Below are 26,241 nucleotides of genomic sequence, written 5' to 3'. Positions count from 1 at the left end.
CCCTCACCCCAACCCTCTCCCACAGGGAGAGGGAGCTGATAGCCTCTGCTCGTTTGGAAGTGAAGAGAACATCTTGGCAAACTCGATCGCCTCCCCATTAAAGGTGAGTCACGACAATTTCAAACACACTCGATCGGTTCCCTCTCCCTGTGGGAGAGGGTTAGGGTGAGGGGCACTACATCGCCACTACATCGACATTTACCAGCCTAAAACGTCCCTAAAACTTCACCAAGCGGCTGGCATCCGCCGCCAGCAGTTGCTGCACCAGCTCGACACAGCGCAAGAAACGCTCCTCGTAATCGCTCGACTCTACGTGAGCATATTCGATGTTATTGGCGTGCAGCATCTCTTCCAACAAATATTGAAACGCCTTGCGATCGACCGGGCTACCCAGGCTGCGCAAGCCGTCGGCCACCCAAGGGGTATTGTTCTCCAGCAGGATCACCAGATCGAAACGGTATTCGTCGATCAACGCCTGAACGAACGGGTGCTCCCGCCCTTCATACTTTTTACAGAACGCCTGCGTGGTGACAAAGTCGGTGTCGATAAACGCCACTTTATTGGCGTATTTCACCGCAAAATCCACGTACTGGGCCTGCCCAAGCGCGATCTTGTCATAGTCGGAATACTGCAACGCCATCTCGTCACCCCCGAGGTGGGAGAAGACGTAGTCACGGCCATATTCCCAGGCGCTGGTGGTGTTGAAGATGTTCGCCAGTTTGTTGACCAGCGTTGACTTACCGCTGGATTCGCCGCCCAGGATCGCCACCGTGCGCACAAAGAACGGCTTCACTTCGGTCGGGATATAGTCCCAATAGCGGAATGGATCCTGTCGGATCTGGCTACCGCTGATGTTCATAAAGGACCGTTCGGGATCCACCAGGATGGTTTCAATCCCAAGATGTTCGCGGTAACGAGGGGCATCCAGCTCTTCGCTGGAATAGATAAAGCTCGGGACGATGCCCTTTTGCTCCATAAAGCTCTTCACGCCGTTGCTCCACACGTCCCAGCCGTGCGGGTAAGGTTCGATGCCCTTTTCGTCGAAAGAGTGAATATGGATATTTTTCTGGTATTTAAAGGTCTGCAACAGCCAGCGCAGACGATCGCTGACCGTCGGCTGCTGTGACATGGAGCTGTTCTCGAACAGCAACAGATCGCGCGGTTCATCGTGGCACAGGATCACATGCAGCTCGTCAACCTGGCTACAGGCGCGCTGGATCAGATAGATATGGCCGGTATGCAGCGGGTAAAATTTACCAAACACCACGCCGACTTTCTTCTCCCGACGCGGGAATTCCAGCCCCAGGAAACGGTGCAGGGCCTCCAGCTTCTGCGCGCTCGGGCTTTTGATTTTGTCATTCAACAGCTGGCTGAGGTAGCCTTTAGTCATGCTACTGGCATCAGCTACCTGCTGTAAGGTACATCCCTGTTGCTTAATCGCTGCCTTGAGGTAATCGAACTGCCGCATAAACCCTCCCGTTTATTATGCTAAACAAAATAGCATATTCCGCGCAGCGGGCGGCAATTAATAAAACTGTTCCAGCACGTCCAGCGCATCCGCCAGCTTCTTGACGCCGAATACCTGCATATTGGCCGGTGGTTTCTTCGGCACGTTGGCATGTGGCACGATCGCCCGCTTGAAACCGTGTTTGGCCGCTTCGGAAATACGCTCCTGGCCGCTAGGCACCGGGCGGATTTCCCCTGCCAGCCCCACTTCGCCAAACACCACCAGATCGTTAGGCAATGGGCGGTCGCGCAGGCTGGAGACCAACGCCAACAGCAATGCCAGATCGGCACTGGTTTCGCTAACCTTGACGCCGCCTACCACGTTGACAAAAACGTCTTGGTCGGACATCTGCAAGCCACCGTGGCGGTGCAACACCGCCAGCAAGATTGCCAAACGGTTCTGTTCCAGGCCCACGGCAACGCGGCGCGGGTTAGACATCATCGAGTGATCGACCAGCGCCTGGATCTCAACCAGCAGTGGCCTGGTACCTTCCCAGACCACCATCACCGAACTGCCAGAGGTCACTTCATCACCCCGGCTGAGGAAGATCGCGGAAGGGTTACTCACCTCACGCAGCCCCTGCTCGGTCATGGCGAACACGCCCAGCTCGTTGACCGCACCAAAACGGTTTTTATGGCTGCGCAGCGTACGGAAACGGGAATCGGCATCGCCATCCAACAACACCGAACAGTCGATACAGTGTTCGAGGACTTTCGGCCCGGCCAGCGAGCCATCTTTGGTGACGTGACCAACCATCACGATCGCCACGCCGCGAGTTTTAGCAAAGCGGGTGAGATAGGCCGCCGTTTCGCGCACCTGCGCCACGCTGCCTGGCGATGACTGGATATCCGCCATATGCATGACCTGGATCGAGTCGATCACCATCAGCCGTGGTTGCTCCTGCTCGGCGATCAGGCAGATCTGCTCGATACTGGTTTCCGACAGCATGTTAAGGCCGCCGGTGGGCAACCCAAGACGATGGGCACGCATCGCGACCTGTTGCAGCGACTCTTCACCGGTGACGTACAGGGTTTTCATCTGCTCGGCGAGTTTGCACAGCACCTGCAACAGCAGCGTACTTTTCCCCGCGCCGGGGTTACCGCCGATCAGGATCGCACTGCCCGGCACCACGCCGCCGCCCAGTACGCGGTCAAATTCCAGAAAGCCGGTAGAGAAACGCGGCAGCTCTTGCAGACTGATGTCCGAAAGCTTCTGCACCTTGCTGATACCGGCATCGCCCGCATAGCCGCTTAAACGCTCGCTACGAGCAGCGGAAGAGGAGACTGAAGCCAGGCGCACTTCTGTAATGGTGTTCCAGGCCTGACAGGCACTGCATTGCCCCTGCCAGCGCGGATAATCAGCGCCGCATTCATTACAGACAAATGCCCGCTTTACTGCTTTTGCCACAGCTTACCTCACATCGTGTTTCAAACTGCCGCAGAGCACACAGAGCACTCCCAGCAGATCGGCATGGCGGATCGAGACCTGCGCCTTCTCATAGACCTTAGGCTTCGCGTGATAGGCAATACCCAGCCCGGCCACCTGCAGCATTTTCAAATCGTTGGCACCGTCGCCGATCGCTACGGTTTGCTGCGGTGGGATCCCCAGCTTCTCTGCCAGCGCCACCAAAGTATCTGCCTTGAACTGCGCATCCACGATCGGCCCCAGCACCTCGCCGGTCAGCTTACCGTCGCGGATCTCCAGTTCATTGGCGGCTACGGCCACCAGCTTGAGCTTGTCACGCAGGTACTCGGCATAATAGGTAAAGCCGCCGGAGGCAATGGCGACGTGCCAGTCGAGCGCCTGCAGCTTGCGCACCAGGCTGGTCAACCCAGGCATCAACGGCAATTCATCACGCACCTGCTTGAGGATATTGGCATCAGCCCCTTTCAACGTACCCACGCGTTGGCGCAGGCTAGCGGTGAAATCGAGTTCGCCACGCATCGCGCGTTCGGTCACTTCACTGACCTGCTCACCCACCCCGGCCAACTTGGCGATTTCGTCGATGCACTCAATCTGGATCGCCGTCGAGTCCATATCCATCACCAACAGGCCCGGCTTGCGCAGGTTAGGGATTTTGCCCAGTGGAGCAACGTCTAACCCGCTTTCGTTCGCCAACAGTTTGGCGCGCGCAGTTAGCGTGCCCGCCAGGCGAACCACCTGATAATCTTCCACCGCCCAGGCCGTCACGATCACCATCGCGGCACCCAGCTTGCGCTGGAACTGAGTAATACGCTCTTTATCCAGTTCTCTGCCATATAGTAGCCAACCGGTGTGGCCCGCCCGATAGTCCAGCGGCATGACTTCGTCACCGCTCAACGAAAGAGGCAACCCCGGCCATTGAGAGATCTCAGCGGGGAGATCGCAATAGGTCAGACTATTTGGCATCCTTAACTCCTGAATAACACTGCATGATAAAACGACGCATCAAGCTATCCTATCGCCATTGCTTCTGGCAACATATTACCCTATGAATCTCTAGTTGGCCGCTCTAGCGCATCGCTGCGCTCGCGGTATTGGTACATCCCGGTACCGCACAGCCAGGTGGTCAATCGTGACTCCCGGATGACCGCCCTAAAGGAAGCCTAATGGCTAAAGCTAAACTGAAATTCCGCCTGCATCGCACCGCGATTATCCTGATTTGCCTGGCGTTGCTGGTGCTGTTGATGCAAGGTGCCTCCTATTTTAGCCTGAGCCACCAAATGGCGCGATCGGAACAGGTCGAAGAATTGGCACAAACCTTGACCAAGCAGGTGGCTTTTAGCCTGACTCCGCTGATGGATGGCGACAGCGACATAGACAATCAGCAGGTTGAGCGCATTCTCACGCAGTTGACCGATCACAGCCGTATTCTGGACGCCAGCGTCTATCAATTGGACGGCACCCTGATCGCCCATTCCGGCGAGCAGATTAGCGTGCGCGATCGCCTGGCGCTGGATGGCAAACGCGCGGGTAGCTACTTCAACCACCAGCTTGTCGAGTCAATCCAGGGCAAAGATGGCCCGCTGGGCTTTATCCGCGTAACGCTGGATACTCACGTGCTGGCCACCGAATCCAAACAGGTGGATAACACCACCAACCTGCTGCGCCTGATGATCCTGCTGGCGCTGGCCATCGGCATTATTTTGGCCCGTACCCTGTTGCAAGGCCGCCGCAGCCGCTGGCAGCAGTCGCCATACCTGCTAACCGCCAACACGCCGCTGGCAGAAGGTAACACGGTAGATGATGGTGATGACGAGAAACCGGCAGAGCAGGAAGAGACAAAGAAAGATTAAGCCAAGCGCTGAATACGATCGTTCAGCGTCTGAAGCTGTACCCGCATTTGAGCAGCAATGGCCCGGAACGATTCGCTGATCTGCGGATGTTGTGCCGTACGCTGCCAGAATTCAACCGCCATCAACTCGGCCTGCCGCCAAATGGGGCCGTTGACCTCATTGCCCAATCTGATTTCCACCGCTGTTTTTCGCATATTACCGCTATTGGCAGGGGCAAACGCCATCGGCAACATGTCATACAACGGAGCCAATACCATCGGCCACTGCTCCGTACGCAGGAACGATAGATTCCCCTGGTGCATATCGCTATTGGCGATCAGCCTGCCAAATGCCCAATATAGACCGATTGTTTTCCAGGTTTGATGATCGATGATCCCCTGCTGCAATAGCTTTTCCGCTGCGGTGACCCAGTTAGCCCCGCCGCTGCCGCTAAACTCGGCATCCAACGCTTCCAGTGAAACCAGAGCGACTCTCCCATGTTCACCAATACGATCAAATCGTTCGATCTCCAAAAAACACTGTTGGTTATCGCCAAACAGCACCTTTGTCGGTGCGGAACACAACCCGGCCTCTGCAACCACTTGCAATGCCAATGACTCTGCGATTAGCAAATCGCTCCAGCGTTGCGCAATGGCGTTGTCCGGTACCGTACTGAACTTCACCAACACATGACTTCGGCGACCTCCCGACAGTTCGGCATAGGCACTAAACTTGGGCTGCTCGCCACCGGCAGAAGAACCAATCAGTTCCCCCGCTAATGCGCGTGTAGACAGCGTAGCGTAATGCTTGGCCTTGCCCGCCATCGGTACCGGGATTTCAGCCGCACGCGTTAACCAACGCTGATAACTCTCTGCGCCTGGCAACAGATCGCCACTCATATCCTCACCATAATGACAAAGCGCTACCAGGCGCTGTTCTTCATTCCATTGCAGAACGTCTTCCGGCAACTTTAGCTGCCGTGCAACGGCTTTCCCCCAGGCGCGGCCAAGAAAACCTACCGGGCGCAAATCGTTCAGATACCAAGGCAAACCATCATACAACTGCCACTTACCGCTTTGTTCATCGAACACCGCGCAGCTGTCTGCCGGATAGAGGGAATAGAGCGTGGCAAACAGATGCGCCTTACCCAGCTTATCGATTTGATACAGTGGGAAATTCGACTCACCAGCCACCTCCCGCCTGAGCGCATAACGCGTGGATCTGCCTTTGTCGATGACCAGAACCGATCTTGCCAAATCGCGGATACGGCGCGACAGCGTGGGTTGGCTGATCCCCAATGCGGCAGTCAGTTCCCGGGAAGAAGCGGGTCCATTACGCAGAATTTTTTCGACTGTGCTCATCGCTGAATAGATTAGTGAATAGATAGATGAATAGAGTAATAGCGCTAATTAGCGGAAAGGTAAAGAATTAGCTAGAAAGGTTGGTATAAGGGTGAATAGATAAAATGGGGCGCAGCGTGCTGCGCCCGCGAGGTCATTACGCTTTGTCGCCCAGCAGGACAGATTCCAGCGCGATAACGATCATCTCGTTAAAGGTGGTCTGACGCTCGGCAGCAGTGGTCTGCTCGTGACGCAGGATATGGTCGGAAACGGTGCAGATGGTCAACGCCGTGCTACCAAACTCTTCATACAGCTCTGCGGCCACGCCGTAGATGCCTGCCGCTTCCATCTCTACGCCCAGGATGCCGTACTTCTTCATCACCTGGAACATATCCGGATCTGGCGTGTAGAACAGATCGGCGGAGAAGATATTACCCACGCGTGCAGGGATGCCCTGAGCAGCCGCAGCGTCTACCGCATTACGCACCATGTCGAAATCCGCAATGGCCGCATAGTCGTGGCCTTTGAAGCGCATACGGTTAACCTGGGAATCGGTACAAGCCCCCATGCCGATCACCACATCACGCAGTTTGACGTCATCACGCACGGCGCCACAAGAGCCGACACGGATGATTTTCTTCACGCCAAACTCGGCAATCAGTTCACGCGCATAGATAGAGCAGGATGGGATGCCCATGCCGTGGCCCATTACCGAGATTTTACGACCTTTGTAGGTGCCGGTGAAACCCAACATACCACGCACGTTGTTCACTTCCACTGCGCCTTCCAGGAAGGTTTCTGCGATATATTTTGCCCGCAGCGGATCCCCCGGCATCAGCACTACATCAGCGAAATCACCCATCTCAGCATTAATATGTGGCGTTGCCATAATCACTTCCCTCAATTCATTGAAATAAAGACGCTGGCATCAAGGCCAGCGTCATTAAAGCGATATTAAAACATGGATTTGCCGTAATCCATCGGCGATACGCCAAAATAGCTGGCGACGGTCTGGCCGATATCGGCGAAGGTTTCGCGATGCCCCAGCGAACCTGGTTTGACTTTCGGGCCATAGACCAGAACCGGGATGTGCTCACGGGTGTGGTCGGTGCCTGGCCAGGTCGGGTCGCAGCCGTGGTCAGCGGTGAAGATGATGATGTCATCCCCTTTCACCAGCTTCAGCAGCTCTGGCAGACGGCGGTCGAACAGCTCCAGCGCGGCAGCATAGCCAGCCACGTCACGGCGGTGGCCGTAGGAGGAGTCGAAATCAACAAAGTTGGTGAACACGATGGTGTTGTCACCGGCTTTTTCCATCTCGATCAAGGTGGCGTCGAACAGGGCGTCGATCCCGGTAGCTTTCACCTTCTTGGTGATCCCTACGTTGGCATAGATATCGGCAATCTTACCGATGGAAACCACTTCGCCACCCTTCTCATCTACCAGCTTTTTCAGCACGGTTGGAGCCGGGGGTTCCACGGCCAGATCGTGACGGTTACCGGTACGCTGGAACTCACCTGGCTTATTCCCCAGGAACGGACGGGCAATCACACGGCCGATGTTGTAGCCACCTTCGGTCAACTCTTCACGAGCGATCTCACACAGCTCGTACAGGCGATCCAGGCCGAAAGTCTCTTCATGGCAGGCAATCTGGAACACCGAGTCCGCAGAGGTGTAGAAAATCGGCTTGCCGGTTTTCATATGCTCTTCGCCCAGTTGATCCAGGATCACGGTACCGGATGAATGGCAGTTACCGAGGTAGCCTGGCAGGTTGGCACGCGCCACCAGCTTGTCCAGCAGTTCCTGCGGGAAGCTGTTGTGCTCGTCCGAGAAGTAGCCCCAGTCGAACAAGACTGGCACACCGGCAATTTCCCAGTGACCTGATGGCGTATCTTTACCGGAGGAAAGCTCGCTGGCATGGCCGTAAGCACCGATGATTTCAGCGTCTTTATCCAACCCTTCCGGGAACTTGCCGGTCGATTCTTCCGCCGCTTTGCCCAAGCCCAAACGGCTCAGGTTTGGCAGGGTCAGCGGGCCGCTACGGCCCACGTTGGCTTCGCCGCGCGCACAGGCAGCAGCGATATGGCCAAGGGTATCGGAACCTTCATCACCAAAGCTTTTGGCATCTTCACTCGCGCCAATGCCGAATGAGTCTAATACCATAATAAATGTACGTTTCATCATACTCTCCTGCGTATTCACGCTGAGGGCGACAGCGAAAAGGCCGCTGCCACTCCTGATTCTTTAGACAGAGGTTATTCGGTGATGCGTTTGTAAACCACCGGCGTGACTTCTGGCGCTTTGTCGCCCAGAACCATCGCGCTGCGTACCGCATCTGCCGCCTGCTGCCAGCTTTCTTCGTCGTTGGCATGGATAACCGCCAATGGACGCTGCGTATCGACAGTGTCGCCCAGGCGGGCCACATCGGTCAGGCCCACGCTGTAGTCGATGCTGTCGGTCGCACGACGACGGCCACCGCCCAGTGACACCACCGCCATACCCAGAGCACGGGTATCCATCGCGTTAATGATACCTGGTTTCTCGGCATAAACCGGCTTGGTTAACGTCGCGGCTGGCAGATAGCTGTCGTAACGCTCGATAAAATCGCTTGGGCCTTTCTGTGCCGCCACCATGCGGCCAAAGATTTCCGCCGCTTTGCCGTTATCCAGCACCGCCTGCAGTTTGGCACGAGCGTCAGCATCGTCGGTAGCCAGGCCGCCAGACAGCAGCATTTCCACGCTCAACGCCATGGTCACTTCCAGCAGACGCGGATTGCGATACTCCCCGGTCAGGAAGCGTACCGCTTCACGCACTTCGACCGCATTACCGGCGCTGGAAGCCAGCACCTGGTTCATATCGGTCAACAGCGCGGTCGTCTTGCAACCGGCACCGTTCGCAACGCCCACGATCGCCTGGGCCAAATCGTCAGAAAGCTGGTAGGTCGGCATAAAGGCTCCGCTGCCAACCTTCACGTCCATCACCAACGCATCCAGCCCTTCGGCCAGTTTCTTAGCCAGAATAGAGCCGGTGATCAGCGGAATGGAGTCGACGGTAGCGGTGATATCGCGCGTCGCGTAGAAACGCTTGTCTGCCGGAGCCAGTGAACTGGTCTGGCCGATAATCGCCACGCCAACGTCTTTGATGATCTTACGGAACGCGTTGTCATCCGGGAAAATATCAAAACCTGGGATCGCTTCCAGTTTGTCCAGCGTACCGCCAGTGTGGCCCAGACCACGGCCTGAAATCATCGGTACGTAGCCGCCACAGGCTGCCACCATCGGGCCAAGCATCAGCGAAGTCACGTCGCCCACGCCGCCGGTAGAGTGTTTATCCACAATCGGGCCGTTCAGCGACAGGCTTTTCCAGTCCAGCACCGTGCCGGAATCACGCATTGCCATGGTCAGCGCCACACGCTCTGGCATGGTCATGTCGTGGAAATAGATGGTCATCGCCAGCGCAGCAATCTGCCCTTCTGACACCACGTTATCGCGAATGCCGTTAATGAAGAAGCGGATCTCAGCTTCGCTCAACGGTTGCCCGTCACGTTTTTTACGGATTATTTCTTGTGCCAAGAACAAAGTAGCCCCCTGTTTTAGCTAAATAGAGTCATTCGATACGCCTGCGCGCTGCGTTAACGGGGCCGCTTGGCAGCCCCAACACAACAAGACGTGAGAGAAAATCAGTAACCGTTACCAGCGGCTTGGGTGCTATGCCCCAGCGTGGTCAGCAGGCTGGCTAACAGGCTCGAAGCACCAAAGCGGAAGTGGCGCGCGTCGGCCCAGTCTTCTCCCAGCAGACGCCCGGCAAGTTGCAGATACTGTTGAGCATCTTCAGCGGTACGCACGCCACCGGCTGGCTTGAAGCCAACGGTTTTGCCTACGCCCATATCACGGATCACGGTCATCATCAGCTCAGCGCTTTCCAGCGTGGCGTTGACCGGCACCTTACCGGTAGAAGTCTTGATAAAATCAGCACCAGCCTTGATAGAGATCTCGGAGGCTTTACGGATCAGTTCCGCCTGCTTCAGCTCACCGGTTTCGATGATCACTTTCAGCAGCACGTTGGCAGCGGCGCAGGCCTGCTTGCACTGTTTGACCAGCTCAAACCCGACTTCCTCGTTACCGGCCATCAGGGCACGGTAAGGGAATACCACGTCAACTTCATCGGCACCGTAGGCGATGGCCGCACGGGTTTCTGCCACGGCGATGTCGATATCATCATTGCCATGGGGGAAGTTGGTGACGGTGGCGATACGGATATCTGGCGTCCCCTGCTCACGCAGCGTTTTGCGGGCAATCGGGATAAAACGCGGATAGATGCAGATGGCGGCAGTATGGCCTGCCGGGCTGTTCGCCTGACGACACAACGCGATCACTTTCTCGTCGGTGTCATCTTCGTTCAGCGTGGTTAAATCCATCAGGTTCAGCGCGCGTTGCGCTGCTGCGGTTAATTCGGTCATAAAACTCTCCAACTGAGCATTCTGATGTTGGCGAGCGGACTTGGTTCCTTGAAGATAGCGCGCGGGATAGTCTTCCCACGCCAGCAACTGAGATCCTTCTCACCGCACATAGCCCTTCGATTTTCGCATAGCCAGCAATCGCCATTTGAACACGATCACTCTGGCATATTTGTGCTCTGATTCACACTACACAGGATAGCACTGTAACAGGACTGAATTATATGTGAAGATCATCACAAAATAACGCGATATTGTTCACAAATTCACTAAAGAGACGGCGGTCATCAGGCGAATGCCCTGTTGGCAGGCAACCAGGCCCCTTCAGGAGCCTGGTTGTTGATACCAAGTATAGCTTACAACGCCAGGAAGAATCCGGCGATGGTGGCACTCATCAGGTTGGATAAGGTACCGGCTGCCACCGCTTTCAACCCGAAACGAGCAATGTCGTGACGACGGCCTGGTGCCATGCTGCCTAGACCACCCAGCAGGATCGCTACGGAAGACAGGTTGGCAAACCCACACAGCGCGAAGGAGATGATCGCCTTGGTGTGCTGTGACAACACCTGTAGACCCTCAGCAGCCACCACGTCATCTGGACGCAGGTAGGCACCAAAGTTCATGTAGGCCACGAATTCGTTAACGATCACCTTCTGCCCGATAAACGAACCGGCCACCATCGCTTCACTCCAAGGCACACCAATCAGGAACGCGATTGGCGAGAACACCCAGCCCAGGATCAGCTCCAGCGACAGCTGTGGGAAATCGAACCAGCCACCAATACCGCCAAGAATACCGTTAAGCAACGCGATCAGAGCGATAAATGCCAACAGCATCGCCCCCACGTTCAGCGCCAACTGCATACCGGATGCCGCACCCGAGGCAGCAGCGTCGATGACGTTGGCCGGGCGGTCATCTTCGGCGATCAGCTTCATCGCATCGGCTCGGTCTTGGGTATTTTCGGTTTCCGGCACCATCAGTTTGGCAAACAACAGCCCACCCGGCGCGGCCATAAAGGAAGCGGCGATCAGGTATTCCAACGGTACCCCCATCTGGGCATAGCCCGCCAGCACGGAACCGGCTACCGAAGCCAGGCCGCCGCACATCACGGCAAACAGTTCCGACTGGGTCATGGTGGCGATATAAGGGCGCACCACCAGCGGCGCTTCGGTCTGCCCCACAAAAATATTGGCCGTGGCTGACAGCGATTCCGTCCGCGAAGTACCCAACAGCTTATGTAAACCACCGCCGAGGAGCTTGATCACCACCTGCATGATGCCCAGGTAATAGAGCACCGCAATCAGCGAGGAGAAGAACACAATCACCGGTAACACGCGCAGGGCGAACACGAAGCCGCCACCGCCGAACACTTCAAACATTTTGTCGGAAACCAGGCCACCAAAGATAAAAGAGATGCCCTCGTTACCGTAAGCGATGACGTTTGCCACCCCTTCCGACATGCCACCAAGAATACGTCGCCCGATCGGGACATAGAGCACTAGCGCGCCAATGCCAACCTGAATGATAAACGCGCCGAGTACGGTACGCAGTTTAATAGCGCGCCGGTTGCTGGAAAGCAGCACCGCAATGGCGATCAAGACCACCATACCGACCAGGCTCATGAAGAGTTGCATACGAATATGTCCCTGTTGCGAAGAAGAAATGCCCCGACCCGCAGGATAAAACGGGTTGCCCAAGGGCGATAATGGGACGCAATTATACTGAGCGAGGCGGGATGAGACTCGTTTTATGTCACAAATATATACAAGTGGAAGTAACTGAAAATCACACAACGTGATTCAAATCACATTTAAAGTGAGAGGTACGGATCTAATGCAAACAGGGATTGGCTATTTTGTTGTAGCTGTTCGGCAATGTCGTCGGCAGATTCAGGCCGCAGTTGGCAGAGTACCTGAAATACCTCCGCAGCCCGTTCAGGTCGGTTCGGCTGCCCTTGATAACCCGCCAACGGCATGTCCGGCGCATCGGTTTCCAGCAACAGCGAGGTCAACGGCAACTGCGCCATCACCTGGCGGGTTTTCTGCGCCCGCTCGTAGCTGATCGTGCCGCCTACACCAATGTAATAACCGAGGCGAATAAAGGCCTGCGCCTGAGCCAGACTGCCAGCAAAGCCATGCACCACACCACGGCGCGGCACCTCGGTACGACGCAATGCGGCAGCTAACTGATCGTGGCTACGGCGAGAGTGCAGGATCACCGGCAGATCATACTGCTTTGCCAGCTTCAGCTGTGCCTTGAGCAACGCCTGTTGGCGTTCAAACTGCGGCTCGGCCATATACAGATCCAACCCTATCTCCCCCACCGCGACCAGCTTCTGCGGCTTACTGGCCAGAAAACCTGCCAGTTGTTCGAGCTGCTCATCATGGTGTTGGGCGATATACAGTGGGTGTAACCCCAGCGCGGCAAACAACGGAGTATGTTCGCGCGCCAGTTTGAGAATACGCACAAAGCGATCGGCCGTTACCGCTGGCACAATAATTTGCTGCACCCCAGCTTGCGCGGACAGTGCCAGGCTCGCTTGCTCATCCCCGCTAAAAGGCGGGAAATCAAAGTGGCAATGGGTATCCGTAAAGGCGTAACTCACAGCACATCTCCGTCACCTGGCAGGATGATTTTTGGTGGCAGTTCAGGTTGCACGGCATGGCCCTGCGGGTTGAGCACATCGGTAATAATCGGCGAAGGCATCCGCACGGTTTCCGGCTGGATCAGACGACGCGAGAGCGACTTTTTCACCTTCATACCATCCATCTTTTCCTGCTCCAGCAGCCAGTGGCCAACCGTAGCCAGGAAATAGCGCCCACAACGGCGGCCCAGATGGTAATCGCGATTAAGCGCGGGCAAACGGCTGCCGAGCGCATTGCTCGCCAGCGGCTTAGGCGGGAATATTTCGAAGATGCGCAGTTTACCGGGAGGTTTTTCAATAAATTGCTGGATGCGCAAATAGCTCTGCTCATGATGCTGCAACACCCGCACCATTTGCTGCAGGCTGCTTTCACCCAGCCATTGCTCCATGCGTTTCATCCACTTCGGCGTATAAACCATCTGTGAAGGTACGGTGCGGATCACCACGATGGTATCCGCCCCACGGCGATAGGCCTCTTCCACGGGGATAGCATCGCTGATGCCGCCATCCTGATAGCTGATGCCATCCAGCTCTACGCCCATACGATAAAAACCGGGAATGGCGCTGGAGGCCTTGATTGCCGGTAACCAGCTATCCCGTGCCGCAGGGAGATAAACCGGCGTAAAGTCATCGCTGCGGCAGGCACACATCAAAAATTCACGGCCATCGCCCAACTGTTGCTCCGCCACGTCAAAGGCCAGTGGCAACTGTTGCGAGGTGATGTCCAACAACCAATCGAGATCGATAAGATGCCCACCACGTACAAAGCGCAGCGGGTTGAAGAAATTGGCAGAGGTGGTGTAGCGGGTGATCACCCGCCGTGCGTAGCCCATCTGGCCACAAATAAATGCCGACAGGTTCTGCGCGCCGGCAGAGGTGCCAATCATCAGCTCAAAAGGGTTGAAGCGGGCGCGCTGGAATTCATCCAGTACGCCGGCGGTAAAGATACCGCGCTGTCCGCCGCCCTCACACACCAGCGCCATTTTACCGGGCCGGTATGGTTTATACGCCAGGGGTTCTATATTACCGAGCGTGATGGGTATTCTGTATCCCAACCCCGTATCCTCAATGTGGCCGTTTTCCCGAGGATACCTCTTCTTGCTCTCTTCCGTAATCTTCTTGTAATACGCCAGAGAGGCAGTCATTGCTCCCTGCCAGCCACAGGCCGTCATTGCCGGAAAACTCCGCCCATGCCTGCCAAACCTGGCCTTTCAGCTGTTTCCAACGGCCAACAATGATGTCGCTATTCATGACCTGCCTCCTGGCGCCGAGAAAAAGAATCAAGCTTTGTTACAGTTTAGAGAGACGCTAAGGGCGCCGACGGCCGGTAAACAGGCTGACCAGGAACAGAATGATCCCTACCACGAACACGACTTTGGCGGCCCAGGCAGCAGTACCTGCCAACGAACCAAAACCCAGTGCTGCGGCGATCAATGCAATCACTAAAAATATAATGCCCCATCGAAACATAAGCCTCTCCTTACCATGGTGATAAAAATTTCGCGTTTGGCTCGCCCCTGCTGGGTGCGGCTTAAAACTGCGGATTATTCTATTTCTGGTAGTACATCCCAGGCGTTAGCCTGGGAGTTGTTGCTTACTGTTACTGACGATTAAGGTTTTACCGCCAGATCGTTCTTGACGCTTTTCACGCCATCAATGGCTTTGGCAATACTTTCTGCACGGTCAGACTGCGCCTGGGTTTTCACCTCACCGGAAAGCTGCACCACACCATCGGTGGTTTCTACTTTCACGTTGCGTGAAGGCACGATGTCATCGGCCAGCAGTTTAGCTTTCAGCTCGCTGGTAGTTGCGGTGTCACCGGCATAGGATTTCACCGACTGGGTCGCTTGATCTTTCACGTGCAGCTTATCGCTGACGGATTTGACCCCTTCCACCCGGCCTGCAACGCTAACCGCTTGCTCAGCCTGAGCCTGAGTGGCGACAAAGCCGCTCAACGTCACCACACCTTTTTCGGTTTTCACCGAGATGTCGGTGCTTTTAATGGCTTTCTCGTCAACCAACGCAGTTTTAACTTTAGCCGTTATGCCGCTGTCATCCATATAGTTGTCGACTTTTTTCATGGAGCTATCGATTTTGGCACCAGTACTATCAACGACGCCTGATGCTTTGTTCATCATGGTCTCTTCAGCCAAGGCCGAACCACTAACCAGTACCGAACCCAAAACGACTGCCATCAGCGAATGTGCAAACTTGGTATTTTTCATCGATCTCTTCCTTCTTGTTGTAGAACCCCAAACTGCTGTGGGCTCTGGTGCCGCCAGAGTGCGGCTAACTCAAATGAATACTTCACGATCTCTATACAATCAAACGTTCACGACCGGACTATTGCTCTACGGTAAACATACCTGCAATGCCCGTGCCAAGTTAAAAACGCCGTTAAAAATCAACAACAACAAAACAAATGAGCAACAATTAAGCGTAAAACTGTCGTCTATTGGAGACATATAGCAGTTGATTTGAGACCCACATCACTATCTTATTGATATTGCTAAGATAGGACTGTCTCCTATCGGCAACACTACCGAATAACTCTCTAAAATATGTGGGTACAATAGTATTTTACGCTCAGATGTCGCTATGCACCCTGATAAATATAGACCATCAGCGAAAATTTGCCGCCAGATCGCGGAAAATCCTGTTCAGTTTAGACAAAATGATTAGTGAGAAGGGTTTAATAATTAGCAGGATGGGGGCTGAAGAAGGAAAACACAGGGCGCTTAGAAGCGCCCTGTTGACGAGATTAATGCTCGCGAGTTTTGCGGAACACCACTTCTGGGTAACGTTCCTGAGTCAGATTGAGGTTAACCATGGTTGGTGCGATATACGACAGGTTGTTGCCGCCGTCCAGCGCCAGGTTCAGCTCGTTCTTACGCTTGAACTCTTCGAATTTCTTCACGTCGTCGCACTCGACCCAACGGGCTGTGGAGACGTTAACCGATTCATACAGCGCTTCCACGTTGTATTCGCTTTTCAGACGGGCAACCACCACGCCAAACTGCAGCACACCTACCGCACCCACGATCAGATCGTTGTTGGCGATTGGGCGGAATACCTGCACCGCCCCCTCTTCCGACAGCTGGACCAGCCCCTTCAGCAGTTGTTTCTGCTTGAGCGGATCGCGCAGGCGGATACGGCGGAACAGTTCAGGCGCAAAGTTCGGAATACCGGTGAACTTCATATCCTCACCCTGGGTGAAGGTGTCGCCGATCTGAATGGTGCCGTGGTTATGCAAGCCAATGATGTCGCCTGGGTAGGCTTCTTCAACGTGCGAGCGGTCACCGGCCATAAAGGTCAGCGCATCGGAGATCACCACGTCTTTGCCGGTACGAACCTGGCGCAACTTCATGCCTTTCTCATAGCGGCCAGACACCACGCGCATAAACGCCACACGGTCGCGGTGTTTAGGATCCATGTTCGCCTGGATCTTGAACACGAAGCCGGTGAATTTCTCTTCAGCGGCGACCACTTCACGGGTATCGGTTTTACGCGGCATTGGCGCAGGCGCCCAGGCCACCAGCCCATCAAGCATATGATCGACACCGAAGTTGCCCAAAGCGGTACCGAAGAACACCGGGGTCAGTTCGCCTGCCAGGAAGGCTTCCTGCTCAAACTCATGGGAGGCCCCTTGCACCAGTTCCAGCTCATCACGCAGCTGGGCGGCCAGATCTTCGCCTACGGCAGCATCGAGCTCCGGGTTGTTCAACCCTTTAACGATGCGCACTTCCTGAATGGTGTGGCCTTTACCGGTCTGGTACAGATAGGTTTCATCTTTATAGAGATGGTAAACCCCTTTGAACAGCTTGCCGCAGCCGATCGGCCAGGTGATCGGCGAGCAGGCGATTTTCAGTTCGCGCTCAACTTCGTCCATCACTTCCATCGGATCGCGGATGTCACGGTCAAGTTTGTTCATGAAGGTCAGGATCGGCGTATCACGCAGGCGGGTAACTTCCATCAGCTTGCGGGTACGATCTTCAACGCCTTTTGCGGCGTCGATTACCATCAGGCAGCAGTCCACCGCCGTCAGGGTACGGTAGGTATCTTCGGAGAAGTCTTCGTGCCCAGGGGTATCGAGCAGGTTGACCAAGCAGTCGCGGTACGGGAACTGCATCACCGAGGTGGTGATTGAAATACCACGTTGTTTTTCCATCTCCATCCAGTCGGATTTGGCATGCTGGCTGGAGCCACGGCCCTTTACCGTACCGGCGGTCTGGATAGCGTGTCCGAATAACAGCACCTTCTCGGTGATGGTGGTTTTACCCGCATCGGGGTGCGAGATAATGGCGAAAGTTCTTCTTTTCGCAACTTCGCGGGCGAATTCACTAGGAGACATGTTTTTCACGTTTCTATGGTTAGTCCGCCCTGCTCATCATCACAACGCGCCAATCGCGGCGCCAGGCAAAGCGGTAATAAAAAGATAGTAGCCGAGTATTTTCGCTGATTTACCAACCGGTGACAATCAATGGTTTCTTCGGTACAAGATAATGGCAGGCCAAACTGGCTGCACAAGGGGAACTATAAGTCGCTACCCCAGCGGCAGCGCCATAACGATCGCGTCTTCGCGGCCACTGGCTGCGGGGTAATAGTTGCGGCGCACCGTCACTTCATTGAAGCCAAGGTCTTCGTAGAGTGCTATCGCTCCGCGGTTGGAGGCTCGAACCTCCAGCCATAGAGTGACCACACCGCGCGCTGCCAATTGCTCGATCACGGCAGTCAGCAAAGTGCGGCCAAAGCCCCGGCGCTGCCAGCTTGGATGGATGGCAATATTAAACAGCGTGGCTTCGTCCAGCACGATTTGGGTAATGGCAAAACCCGCCATTTGCCCTTCAGCTTCCAGTTTCAGGTTAAGGTAACGTTCACCCTGATTGCTGGCTAGCGTCGCCTCGGTCCAGGGAAACGCATGGCTGGCTTGTTCAATCTTGAAGGCTGTGGCCAGATCGGCCGCTGTCAGGGTAGAAATGCTGTTCATGATGACAAATCTGCTGCCAGAGCGCGCGTTTCGCACTCGCATCTTGAGAAAGCTCGGCCAGCGCCGGGCTATGTAGTTGCGCGCCGGCCACCGCTAACGGCTCCGTGACGCCCAACCGCCAACTGTTGCACTCGGTATCTTGTGGCAGCATCGCTACCTGATCCGGTGTCAGGCCATAGGTTTGTGCCGCCGTCAGCCCCAGGCTGCGCAGCACGTCACAAAACAGCGGGTCGTGCTGGTCTGGCAATGCCTGCGCCACCACCAGCAGGCGCACGTGTGGGGGCACGCTTACCGCCACCTCCCCCTGCAACACTCCAGGGCGGCGTAATGTCCACTGCGTAATCCCCAGCTGTTGTAACAACCAGTCGCGTTTTGATGCCATGCCGATCCCCGTGTGTGACGCACCCTACCTGCCCTATGCCGCGCTATGCTAACAAACCCGCGCAGCCTGCGCCAACAAACCCGTCGAACATCTGGCCACAAAGCTCTATAATCTCCGGCTAAATCTTGAGGAGCCGAAAACTGATGTCTGCATTAACCCCCGCCAGTGAAGTCATGCTGCGCCACAGTGATGAATTTATGGAACGTCGCGTGCTGTTTGCCGGCGATCTGCAGGATACCCTGCCGGCCCAATTCGAGGCCGCGGATGTGCGTGTCCACACCCAGCAATACCATCACTGGCAGTTACTGAACCGGACGATGGGAGAGCATGCACAGTTCGGCCTGACGATCGATCCTGCCTTCGTCGCCGAGTGCGATACGCTGGTGTATTACTGGCCAAAGAGCAAGCAGGAAGCGCAGTTCCAACTGTGCAATATCCTGGCCCTACTGCCGGTTGGCGCAGAAATTTTTGTCGTCGGTGAAAACCGCAGCGGCGTGCGCAGTGCGGAACAAACCCTGGAAGGCCATGCCACGCTTGCCAAGATCGACAGCGCTCGCCGCTGTGGGTTGTATCATGGCCGCATCGATGTGCAGACCCAGTTTGATCTGGCCGACTGGTGGGAAAGCTATCAGCTGCACGATCTGGAAGTGAAGACGCTGCCTGGCGTGTTCAGCCGTGACGGCCTGGACGTTGGCAGTTCACTGCTGCTCTCCACGCTGGAAAAACACATGAAAGGCAAAGTGCTGGACGTGGGTTGTGGCGCTGGCGTAATGGCTTCGGTGCTGTCTAAACTGTCGCCGAAAATGAAGCTGACCCTCAGCGACGTCAACGCCGCAGCCGTAGAATCCAGCCGGGCGACACTGGCTGCCAACGGTATTGAAGGGGAAGTGATCGTCAGTAACGTCTACTCCGACATTACCGGCCGCTTTGACCTGATCATCTCCAACCCACCGTTCCATGACGGCCTGGCCACCAGCCTGACCGCCGCAGAAACGCTGATCCGCGGGGCGTTAAAACACCTGCCAATCGGTGGCCAACTGCGTATCGTCGCCAACGCCTTCCTGCCTTACCCGGATATTCTGGATGCCACCTTCGGCAGCCATGAAGTGTTGGCGCAGAATGGCCGCTTCAAGGTGTACAAAGCCACCGTGGCCCGCCAGCCACGCGATGCGAAGAAGAAAAGGTAGTAGGTCAGGATTCCCCCTTACCACTCTGGTTAGGGGGAAATATCCTCACTGTAGCCCCCTGCCATCAGCCGTTAACCAACTCCATACCTACCGTTGTATAGCGTGCACCTGCCACGCCTGCCAGTGGGAATACCGCCTCAATCGCCGCCAGTTCCTGCTCGCTTAGCGTGATCTCCGCAGCCGCTACGTTCTCTTCCAGATAGCGCCGACGTTTGGTGCCAGGGATTGGGACAATATTTTCCCCCTGCGCCATCACCCAGGCCAACGCCAGTTGCGACGGGGTCACGCCTTTCTGCCTGGCCAGTTCACTGACCTTGGTGACCAGCTCCAGATTGCGAGCAAAGTTTTCCCCTTGAAAACGTGGATTGTCGCGGCGGAAATCGTCTGCAGCCAAGTCTTCAATACTCTGGATCGCCCCGGTCAGGAAGCCACGCCCAAGCGGGCTATAGGCGACAAAGCCAATGCCCAAACGTTGGCAAGCGGCCAGTTGCCCCTGCTCGGCATCCCTGCTCCACAAGGAATATTCAGTCTGCAACGCGGTGATCGGATGCACCTGGTGAGCGCGTTCCAACGTGGCAACCGAGGCTTCACTCAGGCCAATATGACGGATCTTGCCTTCTTTGATCAGATCCGCCAGGGTGCCAACCACCTCTTCGATCGGTACCGTAGGGTCGACCCGATGCTGGTAGTAAAGATCGATGGTTTCTACCCCCAGCCGCTGCAAGCTGCCTTCTACCGAGCGACGGATATAGTCCGGTTTACTGCTCACGCCCCGCGCTGTGGGATCTGCCGGATCGCGCACAATACCGAACTTGGTGGCCAGAAATACCTGGTCGCGTTTGCCTTTGATCGCCTTGCCGATCAGTTGTTCATTGGTGTGCGGGCCGTACATATCTGCGGTGTCCAGCAGCGTCACCCCCAGTTCCAGAGCCCGATGTAGCGTGGCGATCGCTTCCTGCTCGTCATAGCCGGTGAAGTAAAAATCGCTCATCCCCATGCAACCTAAACCCAGGGCAGAGACGAGGGGGCCGTTAGTACCTAATTTGCGCTGTTGCATTGTGTGGTCCTTGTTGAACATGGATGTCGAAACAAAGTCTGGTTGTTTATGCCACAAAGATAAATAATGCAGATTGCACATCACTGTTCATAAATCACCAACAATGCGGGCGGAAAAATGGATCAGGTTCAGGCTATGCGCATCTTTATCCGGATCGTGGAACTAGGCAGCTTCAGCCGCGCGGCCGAACGGTTGCAACTGCCGCGAGCCACGGTAAGCAACGTGCTCAAACGCCTGGAGCAACGGCTTGGCGTCAGATTATTGGTGCGCACCACGCGCCAGGTTCAGGTCACCGCCGAGGGGACGCTGTACTACCAACGTTGTCTGCACCTGCTGGACGCCCTGGAAGAAGCAGATACCCTGTTCAGCCACCACAAGCTGCAACCTACCGGCAAGGTGCGGATCGATATGCCCCATTCGCTGGCGCGGGAAATCGTTATCCCGGCGCTCGATGAGTTCTATCAACGCTATCCAGAAATAGAAATTGCGCTGGGAGCCAACGACACCCACGTTGATCTGCTGCGCGAAGGTGTGGACTGCGTGCTGCGGGCTTGGGAAACCGCAGACGATACGCTGGTTGCCCGGCGGATTGCCCAACTGCCGCAGCTCACCTGCGCCTCCCCCGATTATCTAAAAGCGTTTGGTACCCCACAATCGATCGACGAGCTGCAACATCATCGGGCGGTGGGCTATTTCTCTTTGGTGAATAACCGCAACTACCCGCTGGAATTTTGTCGTGATGGTCACCTTGAGCTTCGCGAATTGCCAAGCAGATTGAGCGTTAGCGGAGCCGATGCCTACACCAGTGCCTGCCGTGCCGGATTGGGCCTCATCCAAGGGGCGCGTTATACGCTCTCTCCCTGGTTGCAAAGTGGTGAAATGGTGGAAGTGCTGGCCGATACGCCACCACCGCCGATGCCGATCTACATCATGTATCCGCCTGGCCGTTTCCTTGCCCCTCGTGTCAGGGTATTGATTGATTGGCTGATTACTTTGTTCGAGGGCCATAAAAGCGCTGATATGCCGTTTTTTACAGCAAACGCCGCTAATCCAGGAAATAACTATTGACGTCCCCGCCAAAATCTCTAGAATTCGCCTCCGTGGTAGCGTTACTCCGGTAACGTATCTGGTATGCGAAGGTGGCGGAATTGGTAGACGCGCTAGCTTCAGGTGTTAGTGTCCTTACGGACGTGAGGGTTCAAGTCCCTCTCTTCGCACCAAATAACCACATGATTTATATTGCACAGCATCGTATGCGAAGGTGGCGGAATTGGTAGACGCGCTAGCTTCAGGTGTTAGTGTTCTTACGGACGTGAGGGTTCAAGTCCCTCTCTTCGCACCAAGCTGGTGATATAAATCGACATCAAAGCAACACATCAAACTGTGCGAAGGTGGCGGAATTGGTAGACGCGCTAGCTTCAGGTGTTAGTGTTCTTACGGACGTGAGGGTTCAAGTCCCTCTCTTCGCACCACTTGATGGGTTCTCTTCTAGCTGTTTCTGCATTAAAACTCACTGAAAAAACCAACACGCTCAGGCGTGGTTTTGTCGTTTCAGTTAAAGCTGAAATGCAGGCTGATTGCGGCCAGTCCTCCGGCTAGAGCCATGCAGGAAGGGAGCAGCAGGTAATGACGCCAGCGGCTGTTAAACAGCATCACCAGCGTGGCCAGCATAGCAACCACGATCAGAGTACGTAGTTGCATCATATCCAGGTCGATCAACGCCAGAAACGGCATCAGAGCACAGGGCAGCAACACGCCCCAGGCGCTGGCAAGCCGATTCCCCAGGCACCAACTGATGCCCCACAATCCACAAGCGGTAACCATGGCTGCTAACATGATAACCCCACCCTTTAAGTGATAATGATAACCAATATCATATAACACTTTTTTTGGGCCCGCACTCTTTTCAAGATCCGGCTGAACGCGGATGACAGCCTGCGCGAAAAATGTTAGTTTCATATAAGAAAATTCTTAACATTTATAGTCTGTTAATAATAACCAATTGGAATTATTCAGCAGGCATTGTCCAACATTTTTCCTTCGACCGGCCCCATTGGTAAAGAGTGATCCCCGTATGAACTCGCGTTCTTATCAGCAACTGCAAACCAGCAAACAGCGCTTATCCCTGTTTCTTTTCTTGTTGATGAATGCAGCCTCTGCCATTTTTACTTTATTCGTGCCCTTTAAAGAAATCCCGGCATTCACGCTGCCGCTATTGTGCATTCCAGCAATTTGCCTGGCGGCCATGCTATTTACGCTGTATTCACCGCGCCACTATGTCCAAAGGCTCAACCTGCTCGCCATCACCCTTGGGTTGCTATGGGCAGCGCACATCTATAGCAAGAGCCAACTTATCGCCAGTGACAACCACAGCTTTTTGCTGATCAGCCTGTTCAGTATTTTCTTTATCAGCGCGATCTCGCTGACGGATAACCTGCTGGCCTTCTGTCTGCATGCCGTTCCCTCGGCGCTGATAATCCTGTGGCTGGACGGCATGCATAACACCATGCGTATTCTGTTCACCACCCTGCTGCCAATCGTCGCCTTCTCGGTGCATCATTTGCTGTTGAAGCGCAGCGAAATGTTTACCCAACATCTGGTGGCCAACCTGTATCACGAACGGGATAAATTCAGCGATCTGAGCATGATCGATCCGCTAACCGGCCTGTATAACCGCCGTGGGCTGGAGAGTAAACTGGATCAGTTGCTCTCGCCGACCTCGGGCAACCACTTTGTGCTGCTACTCGATATCGACCACTTCAAGGTCTACAACGATCGCTACGGTCACACCCTGGGCGATCAAGCTTTAGTCCAGGTGGCAACGACCATCCGCGATGCGGTGCGCTCACGGGATATCGTGGTGCGTTACGGCGGAGAAGAGTTTTTGGTTCTGCTGACCAACGTCGGTGAAGATTACGCGGCCTATCTGGCGGAAAAGGTGCGCCAATGCGTGCAGGAATTGACCATCACCCATCGTTTCCACGCGCAGGAGACAACCAGGGTGACGTTAAGCGCCGGGATTTCTGCGCTGGATAAGCTGGACATCGACTCTGCGATCTGTGCCGCCGACGCCGCGCTGTACCGGGCCAAAAACAGTGGCCGCAACAATATTCAGCTAGCCCCCCACCCACAGCCAGTCGCCTGATCTTTTCCCCTTCGCCGGAAGGGGAAAGGTGAAAAACTTTTACCTGTCGCCACTTTTACCACATGCCAATCGCGCCGTAGCGCATTACACTAGCTGACAACTTACGCCTTCCCTGCCACATTTTTATATGGAACACGACCGTTGAAGACCTCACTCTCCACGTTATTGCTGGCGCTTGGCCTGTGTGCCACCCCCTTGGCCAGTCAGGCGACCGACGCGCAGCTCACCTCACAGATTGTCGATCGGTATGCTGAACATATCTTCTATAACAGCGGCGCAACCGGTATGGCGCTGGTGGTGATCGATAACAATCAGGTGGTTAACCGCAGTTTTGGCGATACCAAACCGGGCAACGATCTGCGTCCACGGCCAGATTCCCTGATCCGCATCGCCTCCATCACCAAACTGATGACCAGCGAAGTGATGGTCAAAATGGCGGCGGAAGGTAAGGTTAAACTCACCGATCCACTGCGCAAATATGCTCCCAAAGGGGCCGTCGTTCCTGCCTACAATTCTCGCCAGCCGATTACCTTGCTGAACCTGGCAACGCACACCAGCGCCCTGCCGCGTGAGCAACCCGGCAAGAAACCGCCAAAAACGCCGGTGTTTACCTGGCCCACCAAGTCACAGCGCTGGCAGTGGTTGTCTCATGCCACCATTACCGTGCCACCGGGCGTGCGGGCGGCCTACTCCAACCTGGCCTACGACCTATTGGCCGATGCGTTGTCACGTGCCGCTGGCAAGCCTTATAACGTCTTGTTGCGCGAGAAAGTCACTGGTCCACTGGGAATGGTTGATACCACGCTGACGCCAAGTGCAGAGCAGTGCTCACGCCTGATGGTGGCTGCCTCTGGGCCAAGCGCCTGCCGCGATACCACAGCCGCCAGTGGCAGCGGTGGCGTTTACTCGACGCCGCGCGATATGCAGCGCTGGATGCAGCAGTTCCTCTCCTCCAACGTAAGCGGCTCGCGCAAGCCAACGGCTTTAACCGAACAAACCATGTATTTCCAGCGCAAAGATCTGACGTCACTGAAAGGCATGGACGTACCGGGTGAAGCCTCTGCTTTAGGGCTGGGCTGGGTCTATATGGCGCCGAAAGACGGTCTGCCAGGGATCATCCAGAAAACCGGCGGCGGCGGCGGCTTCATCACCTATATGGCGATGGTGCCGCAGCAAAATATCGGTGTGTTTGTGGTTGTTACCCGCTCGGAGTTGACCAAGTTCACCAATATGAGCGATCCGGTCAACCGGCTAGTCGCGGATTTGGTGGCCAACAAAGGCTGACCCGCTCCTGGTTATGACAGCACGTGTTGTGTAGCGCGATAGGCGGAAGGCGAACAGCCTTCCAGCCGATTGAAGAAGCGTGCGAAGTAGGCGGGATCTTTGAACCCCAGGCTGTAAGCCGTTTCATGTACCGTGCAGGCGCTGAACAGCAGCAGCCGTTTGGCTTCACGCAGCAGGCGATCGAAGATTAACCGCTTGGGTGGCCGATTGGCAAAACGGCGGCACAGGTCGTTGAGGCGTGATTCCGTCACTCCCAGCGACTGGGCATATTCCGGCACCGACAGGTGATCGCGAAAACGCTCGTCCACCATCTTGTTAAAACGCTGGAACAGCTTCAGTTCGCCGCGCACGCCGCTAGCGGCCTTGTCATCCAATGAGGTATTGCGCAGCATCAACGTGAAGACCGCTTGGGCCAGCAATGCCAGCGTCTGCTCGCGCCCGGCCATCTTTTGGCTGAACTCGCGGGCGATCAGTTCCCAATAATGCCCAAGCGCCGCCAACTCTTGCGGTACTGCGGCCAGCGAAAGGCAAATTCCCGGCATATCCAGCGCCAGATTACTGCCCGGATACAGGCGTTCCAGCAACGGCCAGATCAGTTCCTGCCGCACCGTTAACACGTGACCATCACTGTCTGGTTCGGTGAAAAAGGCGTGTGGTACTGAGGGTGGGGTGAGGATAAACAGCGGAGCCTGCACCGAATAGTGCTGATCGTCGAGCTGTAGCTCTATCCTGCCAGTGGCCAGATAATGCAACTGGAAGAAGCGGTCGTGCCAGTGCACCTGCATATCCCGGCCAAAAAATGCCGCCAGCCCGGCAAAAGTTTCGTAGTGCACCTCATCAGCGGCGTAACGCGCGTCATACTCTTTGCCAATATCGATATTGGCGATAAAGCCGGTACTTTTCTGCACGTTATCCTCCGGTGAAAATAAGAGAAGGAATGGGTGAAAAGGAAAATATTACCGATTCAATTTCCCCTCACCCCGACCCTCTCCCAAAGGGAG

The 26,241-nt window shown here is 55.5% G+C and carries 25 protein-coding genes and 3 tRNA genes; 8 read left to right on the top strand and 20 right to left on the bottom strand.

The annotated features are described in order from the left end of the window. Positions 1-217: 217 nt before the first annotated feature. Genes nadR through serB form a run of 3 tightly spaced genes read right to left on the bottom strand, consistent with a single transcriptional unit; the run spans position 218 to position 3,895 of the window. Positions 218-1,468: a multifunctional transcriptional regulator/nicotinamide-nucleotide adenylyltransferase/ribosylnicotinamide kinase NadR gene (gene nadR / locus KGP26_RS03590; protein WP_037376678.1), complete on the bottom strand. Its 1,251-nt coding sequence runs from the start codon at positions 1,466-1,468 to the stop codon at positions 218-220. Positions 1,469-1,525: 57 nt separating this feature from the next. Beyond that, positions 1,526-2,914 (bottom strand): DNA repair protein RadA, encoded by a 1,389-nt coding sequence (radA, locus tag KGP26_RS03585; protein ID WP_021808023.1) that lies wholly within the window; start codon positions 2,912-2,914, stop codon positions 1,526-1,528. 3 nt (positions 2,915-2,917) lie between these two features. Further along, entirely contained in the window at positions 2,918-3,895 is a 978-nt protein-coding gene (gene serB, locus KGP26_RS03580) for a phosphoserine phosphatase (protein ID WP_179248451.1), read from the bottom strand. A gap of 200 nt (positions 3,896-4,095) precedes the next feature. On the opposite strand from serB, the gene KGP26_RS03575 reads away from it, so the two are divergent. Next, positions 4,096-4,782 (top strand): YtjB family periplasmic protein, encoded by a 687-nt coding sequence (locus KGP26_RS03575; RefSeq protein WP_021179224.1) that lies wholly within the window; start codon positions 4,096-4,098, stop codon positions 4,780-4,782. Here KGP26_RS03575 and yjjJ read toward each other — a convergent pair. The 14 genes from yjjJ to KGP26_RS03505 all read right to left on the bottom strand — a co-directional run bounded on the left by yjjJ (position 4,779) and on the right by KGP26_RS03505 (position 18,567). Continuing rightward, positions 4,779-6,122 (bottom strand): type II toxin-antitoxin system HipA family toxin YjjJ, encoded by a 1,344-nt coding sequence (gene yjjJ / locus KGP26_RS03570; protein WP_094982176.1) that lies wholly within the window; start codon positions 6,120-6,122, stop codon positions 4,779-4,781. The genes KGP26_RS03575 and yjjJ overlap by 4 nt on opposite strands. A 136-nt stretch (positions 6,123-6,258) precedes the next feature. Beyond that, positions 6,259-6,990: a purine-nucleoside phosphorylase gene (deoD, locus tag KGP26_RS03565; RefSeq protein WP_021179222.1), complete on the bottom strand. Its 732-nt coding sequence runs from the start codon at positions 6,988-6,990 to the stop codon at positions 6,259-6,261. 65 nt (positions 6,991-7,055) lie between these two features. After that, the gene (deoB, locus tag KGP26_RS03560) at positions 7,056-8,279 is read right to left on the bottom strand and encodes a phosphopentomutase (protein ID WP_021179221.1); all 1,224 of its coding nucleotides are present in this window, start codon (positions 8,277-8,279) and stop codon (positions 7,056-7,058) included. Between the two features lie 74 nt (positions 8,280-8,353). Then, positions 8,354-9,676: a thymidine phosphorylase gene (gene deoA / locus KGP26_RS03555; protein ID WP_094982177.1), complete on the bottom strand. Its 1,323-nt coding sequence runs from the start codon at positions 9,674-9,676 to the stop codon at positions 8,354-8,356. Between the two features lie 101 nt (positions 9,677-9,777). Then, entirely contained in the window at positions 9,778-10,557 is a 780-nt protein-coding gene (deoC, locus tag KGP26_RS03550; protein ID WP_037376682.1) for a deoxyribose-phosphate aldolase, read from the bottom strand. A 353-nt stretch (positions 10,558-10,910) separates the two neighbouring features. Beyond that, positions 10,911-12,188, bottom strand: coding sequence for a NupC/NupG family nucleoside CNT transporter (locus KGP26_RS03545; RefSeq protein ID WP_059199644.1), 1,278 nt, complete (start codon positions 12,186-12,188; stop codon positions 10,911-10,913). 176 nt (positions 12,189-12,364) lie between these two features. Continuing rightward, complete coding sequence (locus KGP26_RS03540; protein WP_059199643.1) at positions 12,365-13,159, bottom strand: TatD family hydrolase; 795 nt, start codon at positions 13,157-13,159, stop codon at positions 12,365-12,367. Beyond that, positions 13,156-14,253 carry a patatin family protein gene (locus tag KGP26_RS03535; RefSeq protein WP_223498863.1) on the bottom strand — a complete coding sequence of 366 codons (1,098 nt, stop codon included), beginning with the start codon at positions 14,251-14,253 and terminating at the stop codon, positions 13,156-13,158. Before KGP26_RS03535 ends, KGP26_RS03540 begins: the two co-directional genes overlap by 4 nt. Before the next feature lie 10 nt (positions 14,254-14,263). Further along, a complete protein-coding gene (locus KGP26_RS03530; RefSeq protein ID WP_024485503.1) occupies positions 14,264-14,449 on the bottom strand; it encodes a CsbD family protein in 186 nt (61 codons plus the stop codon). A 57-nt stretch (positions 14,450-14,506) separates the two neighbouring features. Beyond that, entirely contained in the window at positions 14,507-14,668 is a 162-nt protein-coding gene (locus tag KGP26_RS03525; protein WP_004933089.1) for a DUF1328 domain-containing protein, read from the bottom strand. 140 nt (positions 14,669-14,808) lie between these two features. Next, positions 14,809-15,423, bottom strand: coding sequence for a molecular chaperone OsmY (gene osmY / locus KGP26_RS03520; RefSeq protein WP_223665023.1), 615 nt, complete (start codon positions 15,421-15,423; stop codon positions 14,809-14,811). Between the two features lie 536 nt (positions 15,424-15,959). Next, positions 15,960-17,549 (bottom strand): peptide chain release factor 3, encoded by a 1,590-nt coding sequence (prfC, locus tag KGP26_RS03515; protein ID WP_223665022.1) that lies wholly within the window; start codon positions 17,547-17,549, stop codon positions 15,960-15,962. Between the two features lie 192 nt (positions 17,550-17,741). Continuing rightward, complete coding sequence (rimI, locus tag KGP26_RS03510) at positions 17,742-18,185, bottom strand: ribosomal protein S18-alanine N-acetyltransferase (RefSeq protein ID WP_037376676.1); 444 nt, start codon at positions 18,183-18,185, stop codon at positions 17,742-17,744. Then, entirely contained in the window at positions 18,130-18,567 is a 438-nt protein-coding gene (locus tag KGP26_RS03505; RefSeq protein ID WP_115159041.1) for a DNA polymerase III subunit psi, read from the bottom strand. The genes rimI and KGP26_RS03505 overlap by 56 nt, the downstream gene beginning before the upstream one ends. 143 nt (positions 18,568-18,710) lie before the next feature. Between KGP26_RS03505 and rsmC the strand changes: the two genes are divergently transcribed. Further along, entirely contained in the window at positions 18,711-19,754 is a 1,044-nt protein-coding gene (gene rsmC, locus KGP26_RS03500) for a 16S rRNA (guanine(1207)-N(2))-methyltransferase RsmC (RefSeq protein WP_024527242.1), read from the top strand. Between the two features lie 64 nt (positions 19,755-19,818). On the opposite strand, the gene KGP26_RS03495 is transcribed toward rsmC, so the two are convergent. Next, positions 19,819-20,811: an aldo/keto reductase gene (locus tag KGP26_RS03495; RefSeq protein ID WP_218519898.1), complete on the bottom strand. Its 993-nt coding sequence runs from the start codon at positions 20,809-20,811 to the stop codon at positions 19,819-19,821. A gap of 117 nt (positions 20,812-20,928) precedes the next feature. Here KGP26_RS03495 and KGP26_RS03490 point away from each other — a divergent pair, with 117 nt between their 5' ends. From KGP26_RS03490 to KGP26_RS03475, 4 genes are all read left to right on the top strand, one after another. Then, positions 20,929-21,879, top strand: a complete 951-nt coding sequence (locus KGP26_RS03490; RefSeq protein WP_223500836.1) for a LysR family transcriptional regulator — start codon at positions 20,929-20,931, stop codon at positions 21,877-21,879. 65 nt (positions 21,880-21,944) lie between these two features. Continuing rightward, positions 21,945-22,031: transfer RNA gene (locus KGP26_RS03485), tRNA-Leu, on the top strand. Positions 22,032-22,066: 35 nt separating this feature from the next. Continuing rightward, positions 22,067-22,153: transfer RNA gene (locus KGP26_RS03480), tRNA-Leu, on the top strand. A gap of 43 nt (positions 22,154-22,196) precedes the next feature. Continuing rightward, positions 22,197-22,283 (top strand) — tRNA-Leu (locus KGP26_RS03475). A 79-nt stretch (positions 22,284-22,362) separates the two neighbouring features. On the opposite strand, the gene KGP26_RS03470 is transcribed toward KGP26_RS03475, so the two are convergent. Then, positions 22,363-22,647: a DUF1435 domain-containing protein gene (locus KGP26_RS03470; RefSeq protein ID WP_021808011.1), complete on the bottom strand. Its 285-nt coding sequence runs from the start codon at positions 22,645-22,647 to the stop codon at positions 22,363-22,365. A gap of 238 nt (positions 22,648-22,885) precedes the next feature. Between KGP26_RS03470 and KGP26_RS03465 the strand changes: the two genes are divergently transcribed. Together KGP26_RS03465 and ampH are read left to right on the top strand one after the other, a co-directional pair. Further along, on the top strand, positions 22,886-23,956 hold the full coding sequence (locus tag KGP26_RS03465; RefSeq protein ID WP_021808010.1) for a GGDEF domain-containing protein: 1,071 nt from the start codon (positions 22,886-22,888) through the stop codon (positions 23,954-23,956). A gap of 141 nt (positions 23,957-24,097) precedes the next feature. Then, the gene (gene ampH, locus KGP26_RS03460; RefSeq protein ID WP_021808009.1) at positions 24,098-25,240 is read left to right on the top strand and encodes a D-alanyl-D-alanine-carboxypeptidase/endopeptidase AmpH; all 1,143 of its coding nucleotides are present in this window, start codon (positions 24,098-24,100) and stop codon (positions 25,238-25,240) included. 11 nt (positions 25,241-25,251) lie between these two features. Here the strand turns inward: ampH and hpaA are convergent, their stop codons facing one another. Next, the gene (gene hpaA, locus KGP26_RS03455; RefSeq protein ID WP_024485495.1) at positions 25,252-26,148 is read right to left on the bottom strand and encodes a 4-hydroxyphenylacetate catabolism regulatory protein HpaA; all 897 of its coding nucleotides are present in this window, start codon (positions 26,146-26,148) and stop codon (positions 25,252-25,254) included. Between the last annotated feature and the right edge of the window lie 93 nt (positions 26,149-26,241).

The sequence above is a fragment of the Serratia sp. JSRIV002 genome (genome assembly GCF_019968725.1).
Lineage (GTDB): Bacteria > Pseudomonadota > Gammaproteobacteria > Enterobacterales > Enterobacteriaceae > Chania > Chania fonticola_B.
This window is presented reverse-complemented; position numbering and strand designations above follow the sequence as displayed.